Source organism: Streptomyces sp. NPDC041205 (assembly GCF_055591765.1).
In genome coordinates this window covers 182,480-204,466 of sequence record NZ_JBVIZH010000006.1, presented here as the reverse complement: position 1 = coordinate 204,466, position 21,987 = coordinate 182,480, and the positions used below count along the sequence as shown (strand labels likewise).

The 21,987-nt window shown below is 72.2% G+C and carries 23 protein-coding genes and 7 tRNA genes; 19 read left to right on the top strand and 11 right to left on the bottom strand.

Annotation, left to right across the window (positions count from 1 at the left end; translation table 11 throughout):
* The first annotated feature begins 210 nt into the window (after positions 1–210).
* Positions 211–1,446 (top strand): uroporphyrinogen-III C-methyltransferase, encoded by a 1,236-nt coding sequence (gene cobA, locus ACZ6BG_RS26040; RefSeq protein WP_469005611.1) that lies wholly within the window; start codon positions 211–213, stop codon positions 1,444–1,446.
* A gap of 112 nt (positions 1,447–1,558) precedes the next feature.
* The gene (locus ACZ6BG_RS26035) at positions 1,559–2,377 is read left to right on the top strand and encodes a TrmH family RNA methyltransferase (protein ID WP_469005609.1); all 819 of its coding nucleotides are present in this window, start codon (positions 1,559–1,561) and stop codon (positions 2,375–2,377) included.
* Positions 2,378–2,429: 52 nt separating this feature from the next.
* Here the strand turns inward: ACZ6BG_RS26035 and ACZ6BG_RS26030 are convergent, their stop codons facing one another.
* Positions 2,430–3,908 carry a serine/threonine-protein kinase gene (locus tag ACZ6BG_RS26030; RefSeq protein WP_469006200.1) on the bottom strand — a complete coding sequence of 493 codons (1,479 nt, stop codon included), beginning with the start codon at positions 3,906–3,908 and terminating at the stop codon, positions 2,430–2,432.
* Between the two features lie 196 nt (positions 3,909–4,104).
* Here ACZ6BG_RS26030 and ACZ6BG_RS26025 point away from each other — a divergent pair, with 196 nt between their 5' ends.
* The 4 genes from ACZ6BG_RS26025 (at position 4,105) to ACZ6BG_RS26010 (ending at position 6,386) form a co-directional block, all read left to right on the top strand.
* Complete coding sequence (locus ACZ6BG_RS26025) at positions 4,105–4,371, top strand: hypothetical protein (RefSeq protein WP_380852937.1); 267 nt, start codon at positions 4,105–4,107, stop codon at positions 4,369–4,371.
* Positions 4,372–4,591: 220 nt separating this feature from the next.
* Positions 4,592–4,795, top strand: coding sequence for a hypothetical protein (locus ACZ6BG_RS26020; protein ID WP_030360535.1), 204 nt, complete (start codon positions 4,592–4,594; stop codon positions 4,793–4,795).
* Positions 4,796–5,063: 268 nt separating this feature from the next.
* Positions 5,064–6,008: a phosphotransferase gene (locus ACZ6BG_RS26015; protein ID WP_469005608.1), complete on the top strand. Its 945-nt coding sequence runs from the start codon at positions 5,064–5,066 to the stop codon at positions 6,006–6,008.
* A 69-nt stretch (positions 6,009–6,077) separates the two neighbouring features.
* Positions 6,078–6,386 carry a TFIIB-type zinc ribbon-containing protein gene (locus ACZ6BG_RS26010; protein ID WP_469005607.1) on the top strand — a complete coding sequence of 103 codons (309 nt, stop codon included), beginning with the start codon at positions 6,078–6,080 and terminating at the stop codon, positions 6,384–6,386.
* Positions 6,387–6,438: 52 nt separating this feature from the next.
* On the opposite strand, the gene ACZ6BG_RS26005 is transcribed toward ACZ6BG_RS26010, so the two are convergent.
* From ACZ6BG_RS26005 to ACZ6BG_RS25985, 5 genes are all read right to left on the bottom strand, one after another.
* Positions 6,439–6,513, bottom strand: a tRNA-Val gene (locus ACZ6BG_RS26005).
* A 41-nt stretch (positions 6,514–6,554) separates the two neighbouring features.
* A tRNA-Val gene (locus tag ACZ6BG_RS26000) sits at positions 6,555–6,626 on the bottom strand.
* A gap of 45 nt (positions 6,627–6,671) precedes the next feature.
* Positions 6,672–6,743: transfer RNA gene (locus ACZ6BG_RS25995), tRNA-Val, on the bottom strand.
* A gap of 1 nt (position 6,744) precedes the next feature.
* Positions 6,745–6,818: transfer RNA gene (locus ACZ6BG_RS25990), tRNA-Cys, on the bottom strand.
* A gap of 42 nt (positions 6,819–6,860) precedes the next feature.
* Positions 6,861–6,933, bottom strand: a tRNA-Gly gene (locus ACZ6BG_RS25985).
* Positions 6,934–7,089: 156 nt separating this feature from the next.
* On the opposite strand from ACZ6BG_RS25985, the gene ACZ6BG_RS25980 reads away from it, so the two are divergent.
* The 3 genes from ACZ6BG_RS25980 (at position 7,090) to ACZ6BG_RS25970 (ending at position 9,863) form a co-directional block, all read left to right on the top strand.
* Positions 7,090–8,133: a chorismate-binding protein gene (locus tag ACZ6BG_RS25980; RefSeq protein ID WP_469005606.1), complete on the top strand. Its 1,044-nt coding sequence runs from the start codon at positions 7,090–7,092 to the stop codon at positions 8,131–8,133.
* Positions 8,130–8,951 carry an aminotransferase class IV gene (locus ACZ6BG_RS25975; protein ID WP_469005605.1) on the top strand — a complete coding sequence of 274 codons (822 nt, stop codon included), beginning with the start codon at positions 8,130–8,132 and terminating at the stop codon, positions 8,949–8,951. Before ACZ6BG_RS25980 ends, ACZ6BG_RS25975 begins: the two co-directional genes overlap by 4 nt.
* A gap of 87 nt (positions 8,952–9,038) precedes the next feature.
* Positions 9,039–9,863 carry a GNAT family N-acetyltransferase gene (locus tag ACZ6BG_RS25970; protein ID WP_469005603.1) on the top strand — a complete coding sequence of 275 codons (825 nt, stop codon included), beginning with the start codon at positions 9,039–9,041 and terminating at the stop codon, positions 9,861–9,863.
* A gap of 49 nt (positions 9,864–9,912) precedes the next feature.
* Here the strand turns inward: ACZ6BG_RS25970 and ACZ6BG_RS25965 are convergent, their stop codons facing one another.
* The gene (locus ACZ6BG_RS25965) at positions 9,913–10,431 is read right to left on the bottom strand and encodes a DsbA family protein (protein WP_469005602.1); all 519 of its coding nucleotides are present in this window, start codon (positions 10,429–10,431) and stop codon (positions 9,913–9,915) included.
* Positions 10,432–10,626: 195 nt separating this feature from the next.
* Here ACZ6BG_RS25965 and ACZ6BG_RS25960 point away from each other — a divergent pair, with 195 nt between their 5' ends.
* Complete coding sequence (locus ACZ6BG_RS25960) at positions 10,627–11,079, top strand: hypothetical protein (RefSeq protein WP_469005600.1); 453 nt, start codon at positions 10,627–10,629, stop codon at positions 11,077–11,079.
* Between the two features lie 338 nt (positions 11,080–11,417).
* Positions 11,418–11,609 (top strand): hypothetical protein, encoded by a 192-nt coding sequence (locus tag ACZ6BG_RS25955; protein ID WP_469005598.1) that lies wholly within the window; start codon positions 11,418–11,420, stop codon positions 11,607–11,609.
* Here the strand turns inward: ACZ6BG_RS25955 and ACZ6BG_RS25950 are convergent.
* Entirely contained in the window at positions 11,583–12,221 is a 639-nt protein-coding gene (locus tag ACZ6BG_RS25950) for a CGNR zinc finger domain-containing protein (protein ID WP_469005595.1), read from the bottom strand. The genes ACZ6BG_RS25955 and ACZ6BG_RS25950 overlap by 27 nt on opposite strands.
* A gap of 205 nt (positions 12,222–12,426) precedes the next feature.
* Positions 12,427–12,840, bottom strand: coding sequence for an SsgA family sporulation/cell division regulator (locus ACZ6BG_RS25945; protein WP_003959770.1), 414 nt, complete (start codon positions 12,838–12,840; stop codon positions 12,427–12,429).
* Positions 12,841–13,031: 191 nt separating this feature from the next.
* On the opposite strand from ACZ6BG_RS25945, the gene ACZ6BG_RS25940 reads away from it, so the two are divergent.
* The 4 genes from ACZ6BG_RS25940 to ACZ6BG_RS25925 all read left to right on the top strand — a co-directional run bounded on the left by ACZ6BG_RS25940 (position 13,032) and on the right by ACZ6BG_RS25925 (position 14,404).
* Positions 13,032–13,478: a TIGR02611 family protein gene (locus ACZ6BG_RS25940; RefSeq protein WP_468453194.1), complete on the top strand. Its 447-nt coding sequence runs from the start codon at positions 13,032–13,034 to the stop codon at positions 13,476–13,478.
* 84 nt (positions 13,479–13,562) lie between these two features.
* Positions 13,563–13,634: transfer RNA gene (locus ACZ6BG_RS25935), tRNA-Val, on the top strand.
* A 212-nt stretch (positions 13,635–13,846) separates the two neighbouring features.
* Complete coding sequence (locus ACZ6BG_RS25930; RefSeq protein ID WP_469005593.1) at positions 13,847–14,293, top strand: SRPBCC family protein; 447 nt, start codon at positions 13,847–13,849, stop codon at positions 14,291–14,293.
* A gap of 39 nt (positions 14,294–14,332) precedes the next feature.
* A tRNA-Val gene (locus tag ACZ6BG_RS25925) sits at positions 14,333–14,404 on the top strand.
* A gap of 73 nt (positions 14,405–14,477) precedes the next feature.
* Here ACZ6BG_RS25925 and ACZ6BG_RS25920 read toward each other — a convergent pair.
* The gene (locus ACZ6BG_RS25920) at positions 14,478–15,203 is read right to left on the bottom strand and encodes an exonuclease domain-containing protein (RefSeq protein ID WP_469005590.1); all 726 of its coding nucleotides are present in this window, start codon (positions 15,201–15,203) and stop codon (positions 14,478–14,480) included.
* 167 nt (positions 15,204–15,370) lie between these two features.
* On the opposite strand from ACZ6BG_RS25920, the gene ACZ6BG_RS25915 reads away from it, so the two are divergent.
* The 4 genes from ACZ6BG_RS25915 (at position 15,371) to ACZ6BG_RS25900 (ending at position 20,135) form a co-directional block, all read left to right on the top strand.
* The gene (locus ACZ6BG_RS25915) at positions 15,371–15,937 is read left to right on the top strand and encodes a DUF4365 domain-containing protein (RefSeq protein ID WP_030360522.1); all 567 of its coding nucleotides are present in this window, start codon (positions 15,371–15,373) and stop codon (positions 15,935–15,937) included.
* The gene (locus tag ACZ6BG_RS25910; protein WP_469006198.1) at positions 15,934–17,163 is read left to right on the top strand and encodes a hypothetical protein; all 1,230 of its coding nucleotides are present in this window, start codon (positions 15,934–15,936) and stop codon (positions 17,161–17,163) included. Before ACZ6BG_RS25915 ends, ACZ6BG_RS25910 begins: the two co-directional genes overlap by 4 nt.
* Before the next feature lie 239 nt (positions 17,164–17,402).
* Positions 17,403–19,385, top strand: coding sequence for a threonine--tRNA ligase (thrS, locus tag ACZ6BG_RS25905; protein WP_385716422.1), 1,983 nt, complete (start codon positions 17,403–17,405; stop codon positions 19,383–19,385).
* A gap of 189 nt (positions 19,386–19,574) precedes the next feature.
* Positions 19,575–20,135 (top strand): HIT family protein, encoded by a 561-nt coding sequence (locus ACZ6BG_RS25900; RefSeq protein WP_469005586.1) that lies wholly within the window; start codon positions 19,575–19,577, stop codon positions 20,133–20,135.
* A 75-nt stretch (positions 20,136–20,210) separates the two neighbouring features.
* Here ACZ6BG_RS25900 and ACZ6BG_RS25895 read toward each other — a convergent pair whose 3' ends face one another.
* Entirely contained in the window at positions 20,211–21,866 is a 1,656-nt protein-coding gene (locus ACZ6BG_RS25895; RefSeq protein ID WP_469005584.1) for a hypothetical protein, read from the bottom strand.
* Positions 21,867–21,987 lie beyond the last annotated feature (121 nt).

Here is a 21,987-nt window from a genome sequence, read left to right as displayed (position 1 = left end):
GGGGGCTGCGCACCCGGACCCCCGCTGATCGGCGCTCCGCGCCTCGTCCTCGAACGCCGGACGGGCTCTGGACAGCCCCTCCGGCGTTCGAGGAGCGGGGGTCTGGGGGGCTGAGCCCCCAGGATCGGGAAGGGGTGGGGTTGGGGAGCGCCCGGCAAGGCCCCCCACCACCCGAGCCCCCACCCCCCGCCCCAAGGAAAGGCGCACCCCATGGCCCCCGCACACCCCGCCTACCCCGTAGGCCTCCGCCTCACCGGCCGCCGCGTAGTCGTCCTGGGCGGCGGCCAGGTGGCCCAGCGCCGCCTCCCGGCCCTGATCGCGGCGGGCGCCGACCTCCTCCTCGTATCGCCGGAGGCAACCCCCTCGGTCGAGGCGATGGCCGACACGGGCGAGATCACCTGGGAGCGCAGGGCGTACGCGGACGGCGACCTCGCCGACGCCTGGTACGCCCTGATCGCCACCAGCGACCCCGCCGCCAACGCCGCCGCCTCCGCCGAGGCCGACCGCCACCGCGTCTGGTGCGTACGCTCCGACGACGCCGACGCGGCGACGGCCTGGACCCCGGCCACCGGCCACAGCGAGGGCGTCACCGTGGCCGTCCTCACCACCGATGCCAAGGGCCGCGACCCGCGCCGCACGGCCGCCATCCGCGACGCGGTGGTGGAGGGCCTGCGCGACGGCACCCTCGTCGCCCCGCACCACCGCACCCGCACCCCCGGCGTGGCCCTCGTCGGCGGCGGCCCCGGCGACCCGGACCTGATCACGGTCCGCGGCCGCCGCCTGCTCGCCGAGGCCGACGTCGTCATCGCCGACCGGCTCGGCCCGCGCGACCTCCTCGACGAACTTCCGCCGCACGTCGAGGTGATCGACGCGGCGAAGATCCCGTACGGCCGCTTCATGGCGCAGGAGGCCATCAACAACGCCCTGATCGAGCACGCGAAGCAGGGCAAGGCGGTGGTGCGCCTCAAGGGCGGCGACCCCTTCGTCTTCGGCCGCGGCATGGAGGAGGCCCAGGCGCTGGCCGAGGCCGGAATCCCCTGCACGGTCGTACCGGGCATCTCCAGCTCGATCTCGGTGCCGGGCGCCGCGGGCATCCCCGTGACCCACCGGGGCGTGGCCCATGAGTTCACCGTGGTCAGCGGCCATGTGGCCCCCGACGACGAGCGGTCCCTGGTCGACTGGGCGGCGCTCGCCAGGCTCCGCGGCACCCTGGTGATCCTGATGGGCGTCGACAAGGTCGGCCGCATCGCCGAGACCCTCACCGCCCACGGGAAGCCGCGGGACACCCCGGTCGCCCTGATCCAGGAGGGCACGACGGCGGCCCAGCGCCGCGTCGACGCCACCCTCGCGACGGTCGCCGACGCCGTGCGCACCCACGAGGTACGGCCCCCGGCGGTCATCGTGATCGGCGAGGTGGCCGCGCTCAACCCCGCTCCGCCCGCCTGACCGAGGTCCGGTCCCCGACCTCCGACCACCCCGACCGCACCAACGTAACCACCGGTAACGGAACTGGTTCCCAGCCGTTGGCACCTCACCCCGGACAAGGCAGTATCACCCTGTGGCCGATCTCCTCACCATCGAAGATCCCGACGACCCCCGCCTGCGCGACTACACGGGCCTGACCGACGTCGAACTGCGCCGCAAGCGCGAGCCCGCCGAGGGCCTGTTCATCGCCGAGGGCGAGAAGGTGATCCGGCGCGCCAAGCTCGCGGGCTACGAGATGCGCTCGATGCTGCTCTCCGCCAAGTGGGTCGACGTCATGCGCGACGTCATCGACGAGGTCCCGGCGCCCGTGTACGCGGTCAGCCCCGACCTCGCCGAGCGGGTCACCGGCTACCACGTGCACCGCGGCGCCCTCGCCTCCATGCAGCGCAGGCCGCTGCCCACGGCCGAGGAACTCCTCCGGTCGCACCGCCGCGTGGTGGTGATGGAGGCGGTGAACGACCACACGAACATCGGCGCGATCTTCCGCTCCGCAGCCGCCCTCGGCATGGACGCCGTCCTGCTCTCACCGGACTGCGCCGACCCGCTCTACCGCCGCTCGGTGAAGGTCTCCATGGGTGCGGTCTTCTCCGTGCCGTACGCCCGCCTCGACTCCTGGCCCAAGGGCCTCGAAGGCGTCCGGGAGGCGGGCTTCAACCTGCTCGCCCTCACCCCGGACGAGAAGGCGAAGACCCTCGACGAGGCGGCGCCCCACCGCATGGACCGGGTCGCGCTGATGCTCGGCGCGGAGGGCGACGGCCTGTCCAGGCAGGCCCTGGTCGCCGCCGACGAATGGGTCCGCATCCCGATGGCGCACGGCGTGGACTCGCTCAACGTGGGCGCGGCGGCCGCGGTCGCCTTCTACGCGGTGGCGACGGGACGCCCGGGGGCCTGAACTCCCACGGGGTGGCGACGGGACGCCCGGGGCCTGGGCCCGGGGGGCCGGGTCAGCCCCGCGGGCCGTCCGCGGCACGGTCTCGCGCGGCTCGGTCCACCCGCTCCGGGTGCTGCGCCCGCTCGGACTGCTGGGCCTGTTCCGGTACGACCACGACGCTCACCCCGTGCCCGTCTCGGTCGGCTCCGAGCCCGCGCGCGGGCCCCTGACACCCTTGCGCCGCGGCGATCCCCAGCGCGACCAGCAGCGTCACGACGACGAACACGAAGAGCCGCTGCCGAAGCAGCCGCGGATTGGCGGGCCGAAGCCCCGTGCCCGTGCCGCGCGGCCCGTTCCGCCCCGTGCCGCTGCGGGGCGCGGGCCGACCGCCCGGACGCGAGGTGTCACGCGGCGCCGAGGGCCGCGAGCCGGACTGCGGACCGCCGGTGCGGGACCCACCCGTGCGGGACCCGCCGGTCCGGGGGCCTCCGGTGCGGGAGCCGCCCGTCCGTGAGCCTCCGGTGCGCGGGTCGCCCGTGCGGGGCCCACCCGTGCGGGACCCGCCGGTCCGGGGACCTCCGGTGCGCGGGGCGCCGGGGCGCGAGGAGCCGGTCCCGAACTCCCCGTGCTCCGTGTCGACACCGCCGTACTCGCCGTACGTGTCGGTGAGCGTCGGGCGGTCCTGATCCTGGCGGGGCGCGGGCGGCCGCACATCGCTGAGGCCCTGCGCCTCGCGGGCCGCGATCTCCTTGAGCCGCAGCGACAGTTGGAGCGTGCTGGGACGTTCCTCCGGGTCCTTGGCGAGACAGGCCCGCAGCAGCGGAGCGAGCGCGTCCGGCACCCCCTGGAGCTGGGCCTCCTCGTGCACGACCCGGTACAGCATCACTTCGGAACTGCCGTGCCCGAAGGGCGAGTCGGCCATCGAGGCGTACGCCAGCGTGGCACCGAGCGCGAACACGTCGGTGGCGGGCGTGACGGCGGCGCCGCGCACCTGCTCGGGGGCGAGGAAGCCGGGCGAGCCGACGGCCGTGCCGACGTGGGTCAGGGTCGAGGCGCCCGTCGCCCAGGCGATCCCGAAGTCGATGATCCGCGGCCCCTTCGGGGACAGCAGGATGTTGGACGGCTTGAGGTCGCGGTGCACGACACCGGCCTCGTGCACGGCGACGAGCCCCTCGGACAGTGCGGAGCCGACGACGGCGACCTCGGCCGCGGCCAGCGGACCCTCGGCGGCGACCTTGTCGTGCAGCGAGGGCCCGGGGACGTACTGCGTCGCGAACCAGGGGCGGTCGGCCTCCAGATCGGCGGCGACGAGCCGGGCGGTGCAGCCGCCGCGGATGCGCCGGGCGGCAGAGACCTCGCGGGCGAAGCGGGACCGGAACTCCTGATCCTCCGCCAGATCCGGCCGGATGACCTTCAGGGCGACGCGCTGGCCGCGGCGGTCGGAGCCCAGATAGACCACGCCCATCCCGCCGGCACCCAGCCGCCTGTGCAGCCTGAACGAGCCGACGACACGCGGGTCCTCGCGCCTCAGGCGCATCATCGCCATGTTCATCCCCGCTGCCCGGTCCGTCTGACGAGCCACAGCTTACGTTTCCGTGGCCGGGCACGTGCAGAGGCCGCGCCCTCGCGGGCCGACCGATTGTCAGTGCCTGGTGGGAAACTTGAAAAGTGGTCAGAGACCGCGGCGCGCCGGGCTCCCGCCGCCGCCCGACCGCCCAACCAGCCGTCGCTGAAGGGGGATTGATCGCGTGAAGGGTGACCGTGTGGAGATAGTGGTGGACGCCGGCGACACGACACGTACGTACGAAGTGGTGGCGAGCCGGGCGGGCCGCCGGGTCGAGACGGCCGTCCGCAGGGGAGTGGTGGAAGTGAGCGAAGTCACCCGCAGTGGCTCTGTCGTGCGCACGGCGCGCTTCATGGCGACCCGCGTCCTGGCCCTCGTGGAGCAGCCCGTCCCGAGGGAGGACAGCTCCGAGCGGCCCGGACGCCCCCTCGGGGAAGACCCTGAGTCCTAGGCCTCCGTCTCCACCCACGGGAGTACTTGTGTGACGACCGGTCATCCTCGGGGAGGCCAGCCAATCGGTACGAGGGCATGACGCCCGGCGCTCCGGCGGGACCTAGATTTGAGGTCAAGCGGCGGGTGCAGCACTCGTCCCCCGAGGTCAGACACCCGCCGCTGCCAGCTTCACCACCAGACCACCAGCAGAACCGACAAGGTCAGGAAGGGAGAGAACCATGGCTGACACCGCGCCGCGGACGATGATCCGCACCCAGGGGCGGAAGCTCTCCAGCTTGGGCGTGCGTCCTTCAGGAACACGCCACCCGCTGGTCGCCACGCTCATGGTCCTCCCCCTGGCAGCCCTGCTCACGGTCGCCTTCGGCGGCTGGGAGGCAGTGGTCACACAAGCGTCGTCCGTGGGCGTGATGCTGGGGCGCTGAGCGGCGCCCCAGGCCCGGAAGAGCGGTCCGGGCGGGGACATCCGGCCATGAAACCCCGTGGGGACGGGGGTGCGGCGGACGGCACAACAGCCCGCGCAGCTGGGGAGCTGCGCGGGCTGTTTCTTTTCCGGTTCTCTTCCGGCTTCGTCCCGGGCCCCGGGCGACCGCCTTTTCGGGCAGGGGCGTGCCACGGGACCGGACCGGGCCGTCCACCCCGCCCGCGTCCCGTACTCTCACGCGAGACGCACAGCCACACCCCGGGGGACCCGTGACCGCCCTGCTGCCCGCCCTGACCGCCCAGGCCAGACTCAGGGCCCGCCACAGCGACGACTGCGCCTGCAGCGACCCACACGGCGTCCTCGCCGACCGCCCGGACGCCACCGTCGTCCGCCACGCCCAGGTCGTGGCGAAGGCGCACGCCCCCGGCACCCCCGAACCCACTCTGGCGGCCCGGCTCGCCGCGGCCGCCCACCCCGACCTCGCGGACACCCTCCTCGCCCCGCTGTCGCCGCGGCCCGCCCGCCTCCACGACCGCCTGGTCACCCTCTGGCCGCACGGCACCCCGGTGGACCGCGACGACCCGGACGCGGCCCCCTGGGAGGCGGTGGCCGCCCTCCTGGCCCGGCTGCACCGCACCCCGCTCACCCGGTTCCAGGCCGGGCTCCCGCCGATGCGCGGCCCCGAGAAGGCCGCCCGCGCCGTGGCCCGCATGCGCGCCGCGGCCCCGCACCCCGCCGCGTCCCCGGTGGAGCGGGCGTGGGCGGTCCTGCCGCCCTGGGCCCGCGACGAGGCCCCCTACCCGGGCCCGCCGCTCCTGTGCCACGGCGATCTGCACCTCGGCCAACTCGTCCGTACGCCCGATGGCCGGTGGCTGCTCATCGACATCGACGACCTGGGCACCGGCAACCCGGCCTGGGACCTGGCCCGCCCCGCGGCCTGGTACGCCTGCGGGCTGCTGCTGCCCGAGGAGTGGACGTCGTTCCTGAACGCCTACCGCGCGGCGGGCGGCCCCGCCGTGCCCACCGACGGCGGGGACCCCTGGCCCGCCCTGGACGTGCCGGCCCGGGCGCTGACCGTGCAGACGGCGGCGCTGGCCATCGCCAAGGCGGTGGCGGGGGAGCGGGCCCTCGACGAGGTCGAGGAGACCCTCGTGGACGCCTGCCGCCGGATGGCTGCCGTACCGCCCGACTTGGCGCCGACCTGCGCGAAGTAGGGTGCACTGCACCACAGCCGGGCAGACATCCGGCGAATCAGTCACGACCGGCGAGGAGTTGAGCCGACCATGCAGTGCCCCAAGTGCCACGCACCGATGCACACGTACAACCGCAATGGCGTCCAGATCGAGCAGTGCAGCGGTTGCCGCGGCATCTTCCTCGACTACGGCGAGCTCGAGGCGCTGACCCGGCTCGAGAGCCAGTGGAACGGTCACCAGCCCCCGCAGGCCCCACCGGCGGCCCCGGCCTACCCGGCGGCGCCCGCGCCCGCCTGGGGTGCCCCGCACGCCGGTCACCACGGCCACGCTCACCACGGCTCCGGTCACCACGGCCACAAGCGGCACAAGAGCTTCGGGCACATGCTCTTCTCCTCCTGAGCGCGCACGACGAAGCCCCCGGCCGTGGAGACGGCCGGGGGCTTCGTGGAGCTGGTGCGCGATACTGGGATTGAACCAGTGACCTCTTCCGTGTCAGGGAAGCGCTCTCCCGCTGAGCTAATCGCGCAGGTCAACCTGCAGATGCAGAACCTGGTGGGGCGTACTGCGTGCGCGATACTGGGATTGAACCAGTGACCTCTTCCGTGTCAGGGAAGCGCTCTCCCGCTGAGCTAATCGCGCGGGGAAACCTCTGCATGATCAAAAGTCCATGATCAGAGATTCCAGTGGACAATACTGGGATTGAACCAGTGACCTCTTCCGTGTCAGGGAAGCGCTCTCCCGCTGAGCTAATCGTCCTTGGAGGTGGAGACGGGATTTGAACCCGTGTAGACGGCTTTGCAGGCCGTTGCCTCGCCTCTCGGCCACTCCACCAGGAGTTACGGGGGTTCGGGAAGATCCCCCGCGGTTCCTGCGAGCGGACGACCAGGTTCGAACTGGCGACCTCAACCTTGGCAAGGTTGCGCTCTACCAACTGAGCTACGTCCGCTTGTCTTTCCCGGTCCGCTTCCGCGTCCCGGCGACGTGTTGAACTCTAGCGGATTCCTGGGCCAGTACAAAAACGCGTTTGCGCAGCGTGCTGCGCTGGTCACCTCCTCGCCGAGGCCCGGGGCGCGCTCGGGACACCGGCCATAGACTCGCAGCCGTGCACGACCTGTCTCCTCTGGCGCGCTTCGGCGGCCTCGTCGCGACCGATCTCCGGGACGTGACCAGCGACCCTTCCGCCCTGGACTCCGCGGGCTTCTGGGCGGTGTCCGCGGACTTCGAGGGCCGTCTGGTGTGCGCGCGCTTCGGGCGGGTGCGCGAAGAACCCGTCCCGGCGCCGGTCCCGGGCGCCTGGCGCGGCCCGGCCGCCGGTGACTGGACGTCGTCGCTCGACCGCGCCGCGTACGTGGAAGGCGTGCGCCGCGTCCGCGAGCACATCGCGGCCGGGGACGTGTACCAGGCGAACCTCTGCCGTGTGCTGACCGCGCCGGTCGCCGAGGGCGCCGACGTGGACGCCCTCACGGCGCTGCTCGCCCGCGGGAACCCCGCCCCGTACGCCGGAACGATTCGCCTGCCCGGCCACGGCGTGGAGATAGCCACCGCGTCGCCCGAGCTGTTCCTGCGGCGCGCGGGCGATGTCGTCGAGTCGGGTCCCATCAAGGGCACCGGGCGCACCGAGGCGGACCTCCTGGAGAAGGACTACGCCGAGAACGTCATGATCGTCGACCTGGTCCGCAACGACCTGGGCCGCGTCTGCGAGACCGGCACGGTGACCGTCCCGGACCTGTGCGTCGTCGAGAAGCACCCGGGCCTCGTCCACCTCGTCTCCACCGTCCGCGGCGAGCTGCGCCCCGACGCGGGCTGGCCCGCCCTGCTCGCCGCCACCTTCCCGCCCGGCTCCGTCACCGGCGCCCCGAAGTCCAGCGCCCTGCGCGTCATCGACGCCCTGGAGACGGCGCCGCGCGGCCCCTACTGCGGCGGCATCGGCTGGGTCGACGCGGACCGGCGCACCGGCGAGCTGGCCGTCGGCATCCGGACGTTCTGGATCGACCGGGGCGAGGGCCTGCTGCGGTTCGGTACGGGGGCGGGGATCACCTGGGGCTCGGACCCCGAGGGCGAGTGGCGCGAGACGGAACTGAAGGCCGAACGGCTGCTGAAGGTAGCCTCAGGCACGTTCGCATCCAGTGAAGGATCCCCCTCGTGAAGATTTGGCTCAACGGCGGCCTGCAGGATCTCGACTCCGCGCGGGTCTCCGTGCTCGACCACGGCCTCACCGTCGGCGACGGCATCTTCGAGACCGTGAAGACGGTCGCCGGACGGCCGTTCGCGCTGACCCGCCACCTGGACCGGCTGGCCCGCTCCGCCCGCGGCCTCGGCCTGCCCGAGCCGGATCTGGACGAGGTCCGGCGTGCCTGCGCCGCCGTCCTGGACGCCAACCCGATGGCGCTCGGGCGGCTGCGCATCACGTACACCGGAGGCCTCTCGCCGCTCGGCTCCGACCGCGGCGACCAGGGCCCCACGCTCGTCGTCGCCCTCGGCGAGGCCGCCCGCCGCCCCGACTCCACCGCCGTGATCACCGTCCCCTGGACCCGCAACGAACGCGGCGCCCTGACCGGCCTGAAGACCACCTCGTACGCGGAGAACGTCGTCGCCCTCGCCCGCGCCACCGAACAGGGCGCCACGGAGGCGCTGTTCGCGAACACGGTGGGGCGGCTGTGCGAGGGCACCGGGTCGAACGTCTTCGTCGTGCTCGACGGCGAGATCCACACGCCGCCGGTGTCCTCAGGGTGCCTCGCCGGGATCACGCGCGCGCTGACCGTGGAGTGGACCGGCGCCCACGAGACCGACCTGCCGCTCGACGTCCTGGACCGCGCCGACGAGGTCTTCCTGACCTCGACGCTGCGCGACGTGCAGGGTGTGCACCGCGTCGACGACCGCCAACTGCCGGGCGCGCCCGGCCCGGTGACGGCCAAGGCGATGCGGGTCTTCGAGGAGCGCGCGGGGAACGACCTCGACCCGTAGGGGACGAGCGGCCGCGGGCGGGCCCGGAGGGCGTACGGGGCGTAAATCCGGATGACGCGGCGGCGCTCAGTGGGTACAACTCCCGTGATGACCACGACCCTGCGGCCGTCCGGGCCGCTCCACGAGAGCTCCAAGGGCGCCAAGTCGCGCGACTACGACGTCTGCGTGAACAGCCGCCCCGTCGGCCGGATAAAACTGGCCACGAGCGCCGCCTTCGGGGCGGACGTCGCCGAGATCCTGGACCTGCGCATCGACGCCCCCGACCGCGGGCGGGGCCGCGCCACGGTGGCGGCGCTCGCCGCCGAGGAGGTCGCGCGGGGCTGGGGCTGCGCCCGGATCGAGGCGTCCGTGCCCGCGGGCGCCCCCGGCGCCCTCGCCCTGGCCACGGCGCTCGGCTATGTGGAGCGCAACCGCCAGATGGCCAAGCCGCTGCCCCTGAGCCCGCCCGAGCTGCCGGGGGACACGACGGCACGCGGGATGACGGAGGAGGAGTACGCGGCGTGGATCGCGCACTCCAAGGCCGCCTACGCGCAGGACTGGATCGACCGGGGCGTCCCGGCGGCGCAGGCGCACGCCAAGGTCGAGGCGGACCTGAACAGCTCCCTCGCCGACGGCCTCGCGACCCCCGGCGCCCGGCTCAGCGTCCTGATCCACGCGGACGAGGTCGTCGGCACCCTCTGGGTCGCGGAGCGTGGCAGTGAGATCTTCGTGTACGACATCGAGGTCCGCGGCGAGCACCGCGGCCGGGGGTACGGCCGCGCCCTGATGCTCCTCGCCGAACGGCAGTGCCTGGAAGCGGGCAAGGACCGCCTCGGCCTGAACGTCTTCGCGGGCAACACCCCGGCCCTGCGCCTGTATGAGTCGCTGGGCTACGAGGTGACGGCGTACTCCATGTACAAGCCGCTGCTCTAGGGCCTGTCCGGTGGGGCGGCGCGGCGTCGCCCCAGTCCTGGCGCGGCCGCTATCCGGCGAGGAGGCGGTCGGCGATCTCCTCGACGCGCCCGCGCAGGCCGTCCTGGCTCTTGCCGCCGTCCAGGCGCTCCCCGCCCACGACGTACGTCGGCGTTCCGGTGACCCCGATCGCCTTGCCCTCGGCCTGGTCGGCGTCGACGATCAGGATGTGCCGGCCGTCGACCAGCGCGGTGTCGAACTCCTCGGCGTCCAGACCGAGTTCGCGCGCCACCTCGACCAGGAGGGGTTCGCCCTCGCGGTCCAGGTCCTCGACCCGGGCCAGGACCGCCTCGACGTACTCCCAGCCCTTGCCCTGTGCCAGGGCCTCCTCGGCGGCCTGCGCGGCGGCGAAGGAGTGCTTGTGCTTCTCCAGGGGGAAGTGGCGAAGGCGCAGCTCGGCACGGTCGCCGTAGCGGGCGCGCAGGGCGCTCACGTCGTCCAGGGCGGTGCGGCAGTCGGGGCACTGCAGTTCGCACCAGATGTCGATGACGAGGGGGACGGCGGGCGCCGCGGGGGAGGAGTCGCTCATGCGCACAGTGTCCCAGCCCGTGAGGGCGGGCCCCAACCGGGACCCGGGGCGCCGCCCACCGGCACCTGGGGAGGAGCCGTGACCCGGATATCTCCCTGATGTCCTCGGTGACCATGGCTTCCGGTGCCCCACCAGGTGCAGGATGGAGGGGACACCAGCGACACCGCACCGCGCCCGCACGCCTGGAGGACCGGGATGATTGCCGAGACCATCTGCTCCGCCGTAGCCGCGGCCGGCCTCGGCATCGCGGCCGTCACGGCCTACCGCAAGCGATTCCTCGCCGCCGCCCGCCTGGCCGCGTACTCCCTGGTCCCCATCGGTCTGGTCATGACCGGGGCCGTGGGGTGGGCAGCCGAGACGGCCTTCAGCCCGGTCGCGTGGACGGGCTTCGGCGTCCTCGGCGCGGCCTGGCTGCTGTTCCTGGCGACCCGCGCGGTGGAGCGCCGCTCCGGCGGCACCCGCAAGGAGCGCAGGGCCGCGGCGAAGGCCGCCCAGCGCGAGGCCGTCGCCCCCGCCGCGTCCGCCCCCTCCCTGGGCCCGTCCGCGCGCCCGCAGGTCGCCCCCGCCGCCAAGCAGAAGCAGAACAAGGCCGCGGTCGGCGAGGACTTCAGCGACATCGAGGCCATCTTGAAGAAGCACGGCATCTGAGGCGCCCAGGAAGCGCTGGGGGACGCTGAGGGGGGCACCGACCGGAGCGTTGACGAGCAGCACGGCACGCGGCGCCGACGGGGCGGTCGCCGAAGTGCTGAGCAAGTGTCACGCGGAGCGCTGAGCCACCACAGCACGGAGCGCTGAAGAAGCACGGCTCGCGGCGCGCCTTCCGCACCGCGTTCCACATTCCGGGACCTCGTTCGAGCGTATCCACGGACACCGTTCGCAGGTGCGCCGCGCCGGGCCCGCCAAGGTCACGGAATGCGGCGAACTCCCCCACGGTCCGCGCGTGTTGGTAAGCGGCGACCGCCGCGCTGCGTCATCATCACCGCGAGATGCTGGACACCACCACACAGAGCGATCCCACCCCGCTCGACGAGCGGGAAACCGCCGCCGAGTTGCGCGGGAGCGCCGACGAACCGCGAGGCTGCCTCTTCGCGCTCTCCCAGCCACCGCTGATGATCTTCCTGGCGGTGATCGGCGGCCTGCTGCTCATGGCCTCACTGCACGACTTGCTGCTGCTCTAGCCGCGACGGCTCCTGGGGCCCCTGCCCGTCCTGCTCCAGGCCCGCGGCCTCCCTGCGACGGGCCCGGTACGCGGCCACGTGCAGCCGGTTCCCACAGGTGCGGCTGTCGCAGTAGCGGCGCGAACGGTTGCGGGAGAGGTCGATGAAGGCGCGGCGGCAGTCCGGCGCCTCGCACCGGCGCAGCCGCTCCTGCTCGCCCGCGACGACGAAGAAGGCCAGCGCCATCCCGCAGTCGGCCGCCAAGTGGTCGGCGACGGAGGCGCCCGGTGCGAAGTAGTGCACGTGCCAGTCGTAGCCGTCGTGGTCGGTCAGGCGCGGCGTGGTGCCCGCGGCCGCGATCAGCTCGTTGATCAGGCTCGCCGCCACATGCGGCGCGGTGGCCGCGAAGACCTCGGCGAAGCGGCCGCGGATGCGGTGCACACCCGCCAGGTCCCGCTCCGTGAGCACACCGACGTCGCTGATCGCGTTGCGCTTCACGAACTCGTTCAGTGCCGCGACGTCCGCGAGTCCGTCGGTGGCCGCGCCGCTCCCGGCGCTCTCCTCGTCTGGCGCGGAGTTCACCAGATCGACCACGGCGTCGAGCGCACACCGGGTGTCGTGGGTGATCAGCACGATTCGCTCCCTGGCCTGGGGGCCGGGCTGGCGCCCGCCCGATGCTGGCCGATGCTAGCGGCTCGCGCCGCGCACGCCACGGCGCCGGCGCCGCGGAAATCCGCGACACCGGCGCCGGTGCCTGCTGCCTGCCGATATGTCGTTGTCGTACTCGCGCCGTCGCCCCGAGTCGGACGGCGCCCTGCGCTCCCGGACCGTGGCCGGACTAGCTTTCGGCCAAAATGTGGGAGAGCTCCGTGTCGAGATCGAAGTGGCGATGTTCGGTGCCGGGCGGCACGGCCGCGTCGGTACGCTTCAGAAACGATTCCAGGGCCCGCGCCGGGGCCTCGAGCAGAGCCTCACCCTCGGGGGAGCTCAGGGCGATGCAGACGACGCCCTGACCGTGACTACGGGACGGCCAGACGCGGACGTCGCCGGTGCCGGTGGGCCGGTGCAGGCCCTCGGCGAGGAGGTCGCGGGCGAACACCCATTCGACAGTCTCCTCGGCTCCGGTGTGGAAGGTGGCGTGCACGGCATAGGGATCGGCCGTGTCATACCGCAGTCCTGCGGGTACAGGCAGTGAGGACTCGCTCGACACAACGAGGCGCAGGTGCAGCTCGCAGCTGACCGTGGTGTTCATAAGCGCCAGGGCCTTTCGCTCAGTGTGCGCTCGGGGATTCGCACGTCGGCGAAATCGACATGCCACCTACGGTGCCGTTGTAAACCCCTCTGGGAGTTTTGGGTGTCTTTAGGTGGCTCGTATGGCGGACTGTCCGATTGGTTCGTACGGCCATTCCGGTGACGGGTTTCTGTCCGGTAAGGTTTGGCGGCATGAATACGGGGAGTGACGAGTCGAAGGTGGCCGACGCCGTCGACGACGTGGCCGAGCAGGTCAAAGCCGAGAAGCCCTTTGGTTCCCGGGCGCCTGAGTTCATCAAGGCCCGCCGGACGCTGCACCTGAGCTGGCAGGTCGGCGTCTTCATCGTGGGTCTGGCGGTGGTCGTCGCCGGCATCATCATGCTGCCCCTGCCGGGGCCGGGCTGGGTCGTGATCTTCGGCGGCATGGCGATCTGGGCGACCGAGTTCGTCTGGGCGCAGCTGGTGCTCCGCTGGACGAAGCGGAAGGTCACCGAGGCCGCGCAGCGTGCCCTCGACCCTCGTGTCCGCCGCCGCAACATCATCCTCACGAGCATCGCGCTGGTGATCGTCGCGGCCCTCGGCGGGATCTATCTGTGGAAGTTCGGCATCCAGATGCCCTGGAAGATCAACGATCAGTGAGGCGGGCTCCGTCGGGGTGTGGGCCACCCCGGTCGGGGTGGTCGGGGGCACCCTCTGACATGGGGTAATGTTCTCTCTGCGCCCGGGCGATTAGCTCAGTGGGAGAGCGCTTCGTTCACACCGAAGAGGTCACTGGTTCGAACCCAGTATCGCCCACCCGGGATTGTGGCCCGGAGGCTGGAAACAGCCTCCGGGCCACTGTCGTATGCCCGGATGTATGCCGGGTCGTATACGCGGCCGTATGTGACGGCCTTTCATAAAAATTCACACCCCGTGCGCGCCTTCCGGAATAACTCGTTCCTATTTCTGCGAGTTGACGATCCGTCCGTTCGGTCGCGCGGAAATCGGCCCGGCCGCAGACTGGCCCCATGGACTGGTGCCATTACCGCTTCCGCAGCGTATGGAATCTGCACGCAACCCCCGAGACGGTGTACGCCGTCCTGGAGCGGGCCCAGGACTACCCGCGCTGGTGGCCCCAGGTACGTGCCGTGACCCCCCTCGACGAGCGCACCGGCACCGCGCGCCTGCGCTCGCTGCTCCCGTACGACCTCGTCGTCACCGCCGAGGAGAGCCGCCGCGACCCCGGCCAAGGGGTCCTGGAGGTCACCATGACCGGCGACCTCGACGGCTGGGCGCGCTGGACGCTCACCGCGGCCGACGGCGGCACCAGGGCGTGCTACGACCAGGAGGTCGACGTCCGCAAAGTCCTGATGCGGCGCCTCGCCGTACCCGGTCGGCCCCTGTTCCTCGTCAACCACGCCCTGATGATGCGGTCGGGGCGGCGGGGGCTCGTCGCGTACCTGGAAGCGGTTTGAACCAACGGCGCCCGGACCTGTATTGTTCAGTGCGTTCCCGGGCGATTAGCTCAGTGGGAGAGCGCTTCGTTCACACCGAAGAGGTCACTGGTTCGAACCCAGTATCGCCCACCCGGAGAATCCCGGTCCGTCCCCGACGGACCGGTTTTTTCATGCCCGCACCCGGCGGGAGACGCCCCGACGCTCAGGCGGCGGCGGGCAGTTCGGGTCGCAGCGGCCACGCGGGATCGACCACCTCCGGCGTACCACTGCGCGCGAACCACGCCTGGAGCCCGCGCGCCTGAGCCGCGTGCCACACCGCCTGCAGCGTGTGCAGCTCGGCGGGGGAAAGCCGGTCGAGCCGGGCAGAGAAACGGCGCCCCACCGCACGGACGACATCCAGCGCGGCCTGCGCGTCGGCCGCCGCGTCATGCGCGCCCGTCAGCTCCACCTCGTAGTGCGCGCACAGGTCCGACAGCGTGCGGCGGCCCTTGCGATAGCGGTCCAGATGGCGGTCGAGGACCCGCGGATCGAGCACGCACAGCGGCCGGCTCTCCAGGTACCGCGCGAGCGACGAGGCGCGATGCCTGCGCAACTCCCGGTCGAACAGCGTCAGATCGAACGGCGCGTTCATCACCACCAGCGGCCGGCCCGCCGCGCCCTGCTCCGCCAGCTCACGCCCTATCTCCTCCATCACCGGAGCCGGCCAGCGGCCGTTGCGCTCCAGATGCTCCTGGGTGAGCCCGTGCACCGCGGTCGCGGCGGCGGGCACCGGAACGCCCGGGTTCACCAGCCAGCGGGTGACACGGGGCCGGGCCCCCGCGCCGTTCTGAACGACGACGGCGGCCGACACGATCCGGTCGGTCTCGACGTCGACACCCGTGGTCTCCGTGTCGAATGCGGCCAATGGGCCCTCGTACCAGCACGTCATCCTGACGCAACTCCTCGTTCAGCTCCGGCAGTTGACCTGCGTAACTGCCCACGCTGGTGATACCCGGGCCGTTTGCGCCGAACCCGGCCCGGAGACAACAGAGGTACAGGGCACGGACATCGACCGGCCCCAGCGGGGAAACGTCTGGTTCGGAAGGCTTGTTGAACATGGCGCTCGCGCAGCCCGAACAGGGTGGGCTGCTGCCCGAGCGGATCGCACCGCCGCGCGGCACACTCGCCACCACCGCCTGCATGGAGACCCTTCAGGTGGGCTATCTGCACGCCGTCGCAGCAGCGGCGGGGTGCTCGCTCTCCCAGCCCTTTCCGGACAACGGCATCGACTGGCACGTCAGCCACAGCGCCCCCGGGCACACGGTCGACGACGAAGTCACCATCAAGGTGCAGCTCAAGTGCACGTACCAGATACCGCCCCGGCCGGCGGGGCCCGCCTTCTCCTTCACGCTGGACAACGCGCATCTGGAGAAGCTCGCCCGCACCCCCGTGTCGGTGCACAAGATCCTCGTCGTGATGATCGTGCCCCGCTCCCGCGACGACTGGCTGCGCGCCGGGCACGACCGGCTCGACCTGCGGCACTGCTGCTACTGGACCAACCTCGCCGGACACCCGGTGACAGGCAGGCGAAGGACCACCGTCCGTGTCCCGACCTCGCGGATCTTCGACGACCGCGCGCTCTGCGAGATCATGACGCGGGTCGGGACGGGAGGGAGACCCTGATGCACCGCCCGATCGACGAGCCCGCGCCGCCACGCGGCCCCAGGCCCCACCCCGTCCACACCCCCGGCCTCTGGTCCGATCCGCCCGCGCCCGGCCAGGTCGACCCCGCCGTGCTCGGCGCGCTGCTCGACCGGCACGGCTGGCGCCGCCGCGGCGGCGCCGCCGGACGCTACTCCCGCTGGACCCCACCCGGACCCGGCAACGGCGGCATCAGCCTGCTCGTACCGGAGAGCCGGTCCTTCCCCGACTGCGAGGACCTGATCGGCGAGGCCCTGACCGCACTCGCCCGCAGCTCCTCGCCGTCCGCCCGCGACGTCCTGGTCTCCCTCGCCGTGCCCAGCGACGAGATCCGCTGGTGGCGCGACGTGCCGAGCGGGCCCGCCGACAGCGCGTCCTGGACCGTCGAGGAACGCCTGCGGGCCGCCGCGCGCCAGATGCTGCTCGCCGGGGCGCTCGCCGCGCGGGCCCGGGCCGGGTACCACGGCGCGCGCCATCGCCGCCCCGCGACCGCCCTCCTGGACGACATCCTCGTCGGACCCGCCCCCGGCGGACGGCGACTGACCGCGTTCGTCCCGGTCGCCGCCGGGCGGCCGCTCGCCGTGCGGCTGCACCAGGCGCTGTACGCCGCCCGCGAGGCCGTCGACTACCGGCGGGCCACCGGCGGCATGGACGCCTTCGACGGCGCCGTCGCCGCCGGCGTCAGCCACGAACTCATCGAGGCCGTCGTCGCCCTCGTCCGCGGCACCGAGGGCGCCCGGGTCGAAGTGTCCTGGTCACCCGCCGCCGGGGTGCCCGAGGGCTGCGCCGTGGCCGCCGGGCCCGTCGAGTTCTCGCCCGGGGACCTGCCTGTGCTGCGCGAGGCCAGCGCCCGCTATCTGCGCGCCGAGCCGTCGGTCCCGGTGCGGATCACCGGGGCCGTGGTGCGCATGCGGCGGTCGGGGCCGCGCGGGGCCGGGACGGTGCGGGTGCGGGTGCTCGCGGGCGCGGAGGTCACGCATGTCCGGATGGCGCTGGACGAGGAGGACTACCGCATCGCGGGGCAGGCGCATCTGGTCGGCCTGCCGATCCGGGTGCAGGGGCGACTGGAGAGCCGGGGCGGTTTCCGCAGGCTCACCGAGGCGGCCGAGGTGGTGCCGGTGCAGGTCGACGAGGCCGAGCGGGACCGCCTGATGAAGTCGCTCCAGGAGAATCTGGACTTCTTCGAGGAGGCCTGCAGCGGGGACTGAGGGGGCGCGCGGCTGGTACTGAGGGGGCGTGCGGCGGGTGCTGCGGGGGCGCTCGGCGGGTACCGAAGGGGCGCGCGGCGAGCTTTGCGGAGGGCGCGGCGGAGCCGGGGCGGTCCGGCGTCGCGCTTATCCGTTTCGCGATGGGCCCCGGGGGCTCGGTACGATTCGTTGCGCGCGCAGGAGCAGAGTCTGCGCGGCCCGCTTCCAGCAGGGCAGCCCCCTTCAGGCAGGAGAAACCGGTGTCAGACGTCCGTGTGATCATCCAACGCGATTCCGAGCGGGAAGAACGCGTGGTGACCACGGGCACCACGGCCGCCGACCTGTTCGACGGCGAGCGCACCGTCGTCGCGGCCCGCGTGGGCGGCGAGCTGAAGGACCTGGCGTACGCGGTCGCCGACGGCGAGGTCGTCGAGCCCGTCGAGATCTCCTCCGAGGACGGCCTGAACATCCTGCGGCACTCCACCGCGCACGTGATGGCGCAGGCCGTGCAGGAGCTGTTTCCGGAGGCCAAGCTCGGCATCGGCCCGCCCATCCGTGACGGCTTCTACTACGACTTCGACGTCGCCGAGCCCTTCACCCCGGAGGACCTCAAGCGCGTCGAGAAGAAGATGCAGGAGATCCAGAAGCGCGGCCAGCGCTTCGCGCGCCGCGTCACCAACGACGACGACGCCCGCGTCGAGCTCGCCGACGAGCCGTACAAGCTGGAGCTCATCGGCCTCAAGGGCAACGCCGCGAACGCCGCCGACGGCGCGGACGCCGAGGTGGGCGCCGGCGAGCTGACCATCTACGACAACATCGACGCCAAGACCGGCGAGCTGTGCTGGAAGGACCTCTGCCGCGGTCCGCACCTGCCCACCACCCGGAACATCCCGGCGTTCAAGCTGATGCGCTCCGCCGCCGCCTACTGGCGGGGCAGCGAGAAGAACCCCCAGCTCCAGCGCATCTACGGCACCGCGTGGCCGTCCAAGGACGAGCTGAAGGCGCACCTGGAGTTCCTCGCCGAGGCCGAGAAGCGCGACCACCGCAAGCTCGGCGCGGAGCTGGACCTGTTCTCCTTCCCCGAGGAGCTCGGCCCGGGCCTCGCGGTCTTCCACCCCAAGGGCGGCGTGGTCCGCAAGGTGATGGAGGACTACTCGCGGCGCCGCCACGAGGAGACCGGCTACGAGTTCGTGAACACCCCGCACATCTCGAAGGAGCACCTCTTCGAGACCTCGGGGCACCTGCCGCACTACGCCGAGGGCATGTTCCCGCCCATCGAGTTCGACGGGCAGAACTACCGCCTCAAGGCCATGAACTGCCCCATGCACAACCTGATCTTCAAGTCGCGCGGGCGTTCCTACCGTGAACTGCCGCTGCGCCTCTTCGAGTTCGGAACCGTGTACCGCTACGAGAAGTCGGGCGTCGTACACGGCCTGACCCGCTCGCGCGGCTTCACCCAGGACGACTCGCACATCTACTGCACCAAGGAGCAGATGGCGGACGAACTGGACAAGCTCCTCACGTTCGTCCTCGACCTGCTGCGCGACTACGGCCTGAACGAGTTCGAGCTGGAGCTGTCCACGCGCGACCCCGAGTCCGACAAGTTCATCGGCTCCGACGAGGACTGGGCGGAGGCCACCGAGGCGCTGCGCCTGGCCGCCGAGAAGCAGGGGCTGCCGCTGGTGCCCGACCCGGGCGGCGCCGCGTACTACGGCCCGAAGATCTCCGTCCAGGCGAAGGACGCGATCGGCCGCTCCTGGCAGATGTCGACCCTCCAGGTCGACTTCAACCAGCCCAAGCGGTTCGGCCTGGAGTACACCGCGGCGGACGGCTCGCGCCAGCAGCCCGTCATGCTGCACCGCGCCCTGTTCGGCTCCATCGAGCGGTTCTTCGGCGTGCTCCTCGAGCACTACGCGGGCGCGTTCCCGGCCTGGCTGGCCCCGGTGCAGGCGGTCGGCATCCCGATCGGCGACGCCCACATCCCGTACCTGCGCGAGTTCGCCGAGAAGGCGCGCGCCCAGGGCCTGAGGGTCGAGGTGGACGCCTCCTCGGACCGCATGCAGAAGAAGATCCGCAACCAGCAGAAGGCCAAGGTGCCCTTCATGGTCATCGCGGGCGACGAGGACATGGAGCACGGCGCCGTGTCCTTCCGCTACCGCGACGGCTCGCAGGAGAACGGCATCCCGGTCGACGAGGCCATCGCGAAGATCGTGAAGGTCGTCGAGGAGCGCGTGCAGGTCTGACGCCGCGCGGGACGCTTTCAGGAGGCCCCCGGGGGACGCCCCCCCCCGGGGGCCACAGCGCTCCCAGAAGGGCCGCGCGCCCTCGGGCGCCGGGCGGGCGCTCTCATCGGTCATCGGTTGTCGCCCCGGCCTGGCCGGGGGGCGGCCCGGGGGCCGCCCCGGCGGCACGCTGCGCGCGGGCGAAGTCATATGCTGCACAGCATGACGATTGAGCCGGAGCAGCAGATCGGAGTGGGGACGCAGGACGCGTTCCAGCGCCTGTGGACGCCTCACCGGATGGCGTACATCCAGGGCGAGAACAAGCCCACCGGCCCAGGGGCGGACGACGGCTGCCCCTTCTGCTCGATCCCGGCGAAATCGGACGAGGACGGGCTGATCATCGCCCGCGGCGAGCACGTGTACGCGGTGCTCAACCTCTATCCGTACAACGGCGGCCACCTGATGGTGGTGCCCTACCGCCACGTCGCCGACTACACGGAGCTGACCGGTCCGGAGACCGTCGAACTCGGTGAGTTGACCCAGCAGGCGATGACGGCGCTGCGCACCGCCTCCGGGGCGCACGGCTTCAACATCGGCATGAACCAGGGCACGGTCGCGGGCGCGGGCATCGCCGCCCATCTGCACCAGCACATCGTGCCGCGCTGGGGCGGCGACACCAACTTCATGCCGGTCGTCGGCCACACGAAGGTGCTGCCCCAACTGCTCGCCGACACCCGCAAGATGCTCGCGGAGGCGTGGCCCGTGGCGTAGCGCCCGAACGCACGGAGAAACGGGGAAGGGGGCGGCGCGATCCGATCGCGCCGCCCCCCTTCCCCGTGGCCGGGTCTAGGTGCCGTACACGTCCGCGTTGCGCGGCATGGGGTCCTGCACCGCCCCGCTGAGGAACGTGGCGCGGCCGCTGAAGCGGTCGGTGTTCACGCCGTTCTCCTCCAGGACCTTGATGGCCGCCGAGTGCACGACGCGCAGCACCGGCGTGGCCGCGCGCAGCGCGTCGTCGGCCATGAAGCGGTGCCGCCACGGCTTGTCGGCCCAGGCGTGGCGGAGGCCGAACGGCTCGGGCAGGACGAGCTTGCCGCCCAGGTAGTCCAGCATCGGCGGATACCAGGTGAAGGGGGCGCGCACGGCGAGGCGCACCACCTCCTGGGCGTCGACGAGCGGCAGCTGCTGCGTCTTGGTCTCCCAGAACTTGACGGTCTTGCTGACCGTCTTGGTCTTGGGGGAGGGCTTGCTGGTGAACAGCGAGTGCACGGGTCCGAGCGCGTGCCCGGTGACCTCGATGCGCAGGGTCTCGTGCAGCACGGTGACCGTGATCAGCATGGTGATCACCAACTGGCCGTCCCAGAGGGTGAACTGAACGCCCAGATAGTGCCGGTCGCCGCTGCCGAACTGCTGCTCGTTGCAGATGCGCTGTATCTCGTGGCCCTTGATCTGGAAGGCGTCGACGTCGGTGCCCGAGGGGCGGGAGACCGACCCCGCGTTCTCCCCGATGGGGGTGACGACCCAGTGCTTTATCGACGGCGTGGGGAAGCCGCCGGTGTGCAGGGGGCCGCGCTCCAGCATGCGGAGCTGGTCGTGCACCGCGCGTATGACGTCCCAGCTGCGGAACGGGTTGATCTCCTTGCCCTCTTCGCGGGGGGTCAGCTCCTCGGCGAGCTGCCAGCTGCCCCAGCGGGTGCCCATGCCCAGTATTCCCTTGGGCCCGGCGTAGAAGACGGAGTTGGACTGCTGCTCGGCGGAGAGCCGGGCGAGGCCCTGGCGCAGCCGCTCGGCCGCGGTCTCGCCGGGGCTGCCGGGGACCGCTTCGGGGATCTTGGCGCCGATGCCGCCGCCCGCGAGCAGGCTGTCCCAGCGGTCCCGCAGGTCCTTGGCGGTGCCCTCGGCGACATGCTTGGCCCAGAACCAGCCGAGCACCGGCACGATGGGGCAGATCCGCAGATACCAGGCCCAGAAGCCGCCGAAGGGCAGCTTGATCAGGAGCAGGACGACGAGGACGCCGAGGGCGACGAGGAGGGCCGTGGCGATGGCCTGGGTGCGCTTGTCCTTCTGTTTGGAGATCCACCGGCGGGCGGTGAACACCAGGAGCCAGGCGAGCAGGCCGGGCAGGAAGAGCAGCCCGCAGATCGCCATGACGGCCGTGAGCCAGCTGTCGCGCTGTCTGCGGATGCGGTTGGCCGCCAGGCAGTGCTCGACGACCGCCTGCGGCTCGGTGCCGAAGGACTGGATGAGCGCCGGGCGGGCGCCGCCGAGCATCCGCACCTGCACGGTCCGTGAGAAGGCCTCGCCCAGGCTGGGCTTGCACAGCGACCACAGTCCGGGCTTCACCACGGATTTGTGCCAGTCGCTGTTGGCCTTGAGGATGTCGTCGACCTCGCCGTCGCGATACGCCGCCGACGCCAGGGCATGCGTCGCCGCGGTCTGCCCTGCGGCGCCCGACAGCGGGACCTGGGCCCCTGGCCTGAAGTCGAATACGTCGTCCGCCACCTGCCGCCCCCAACGCCGCACCGCCCCTGGCGCCGCGACTCTTCCCGACTGCGTTGTTTCCCGACTGCGCTGGTTCCCGAGTGTGTTGTTTCCCGAGATTCCCGACTGCGTTGCCCGGCAC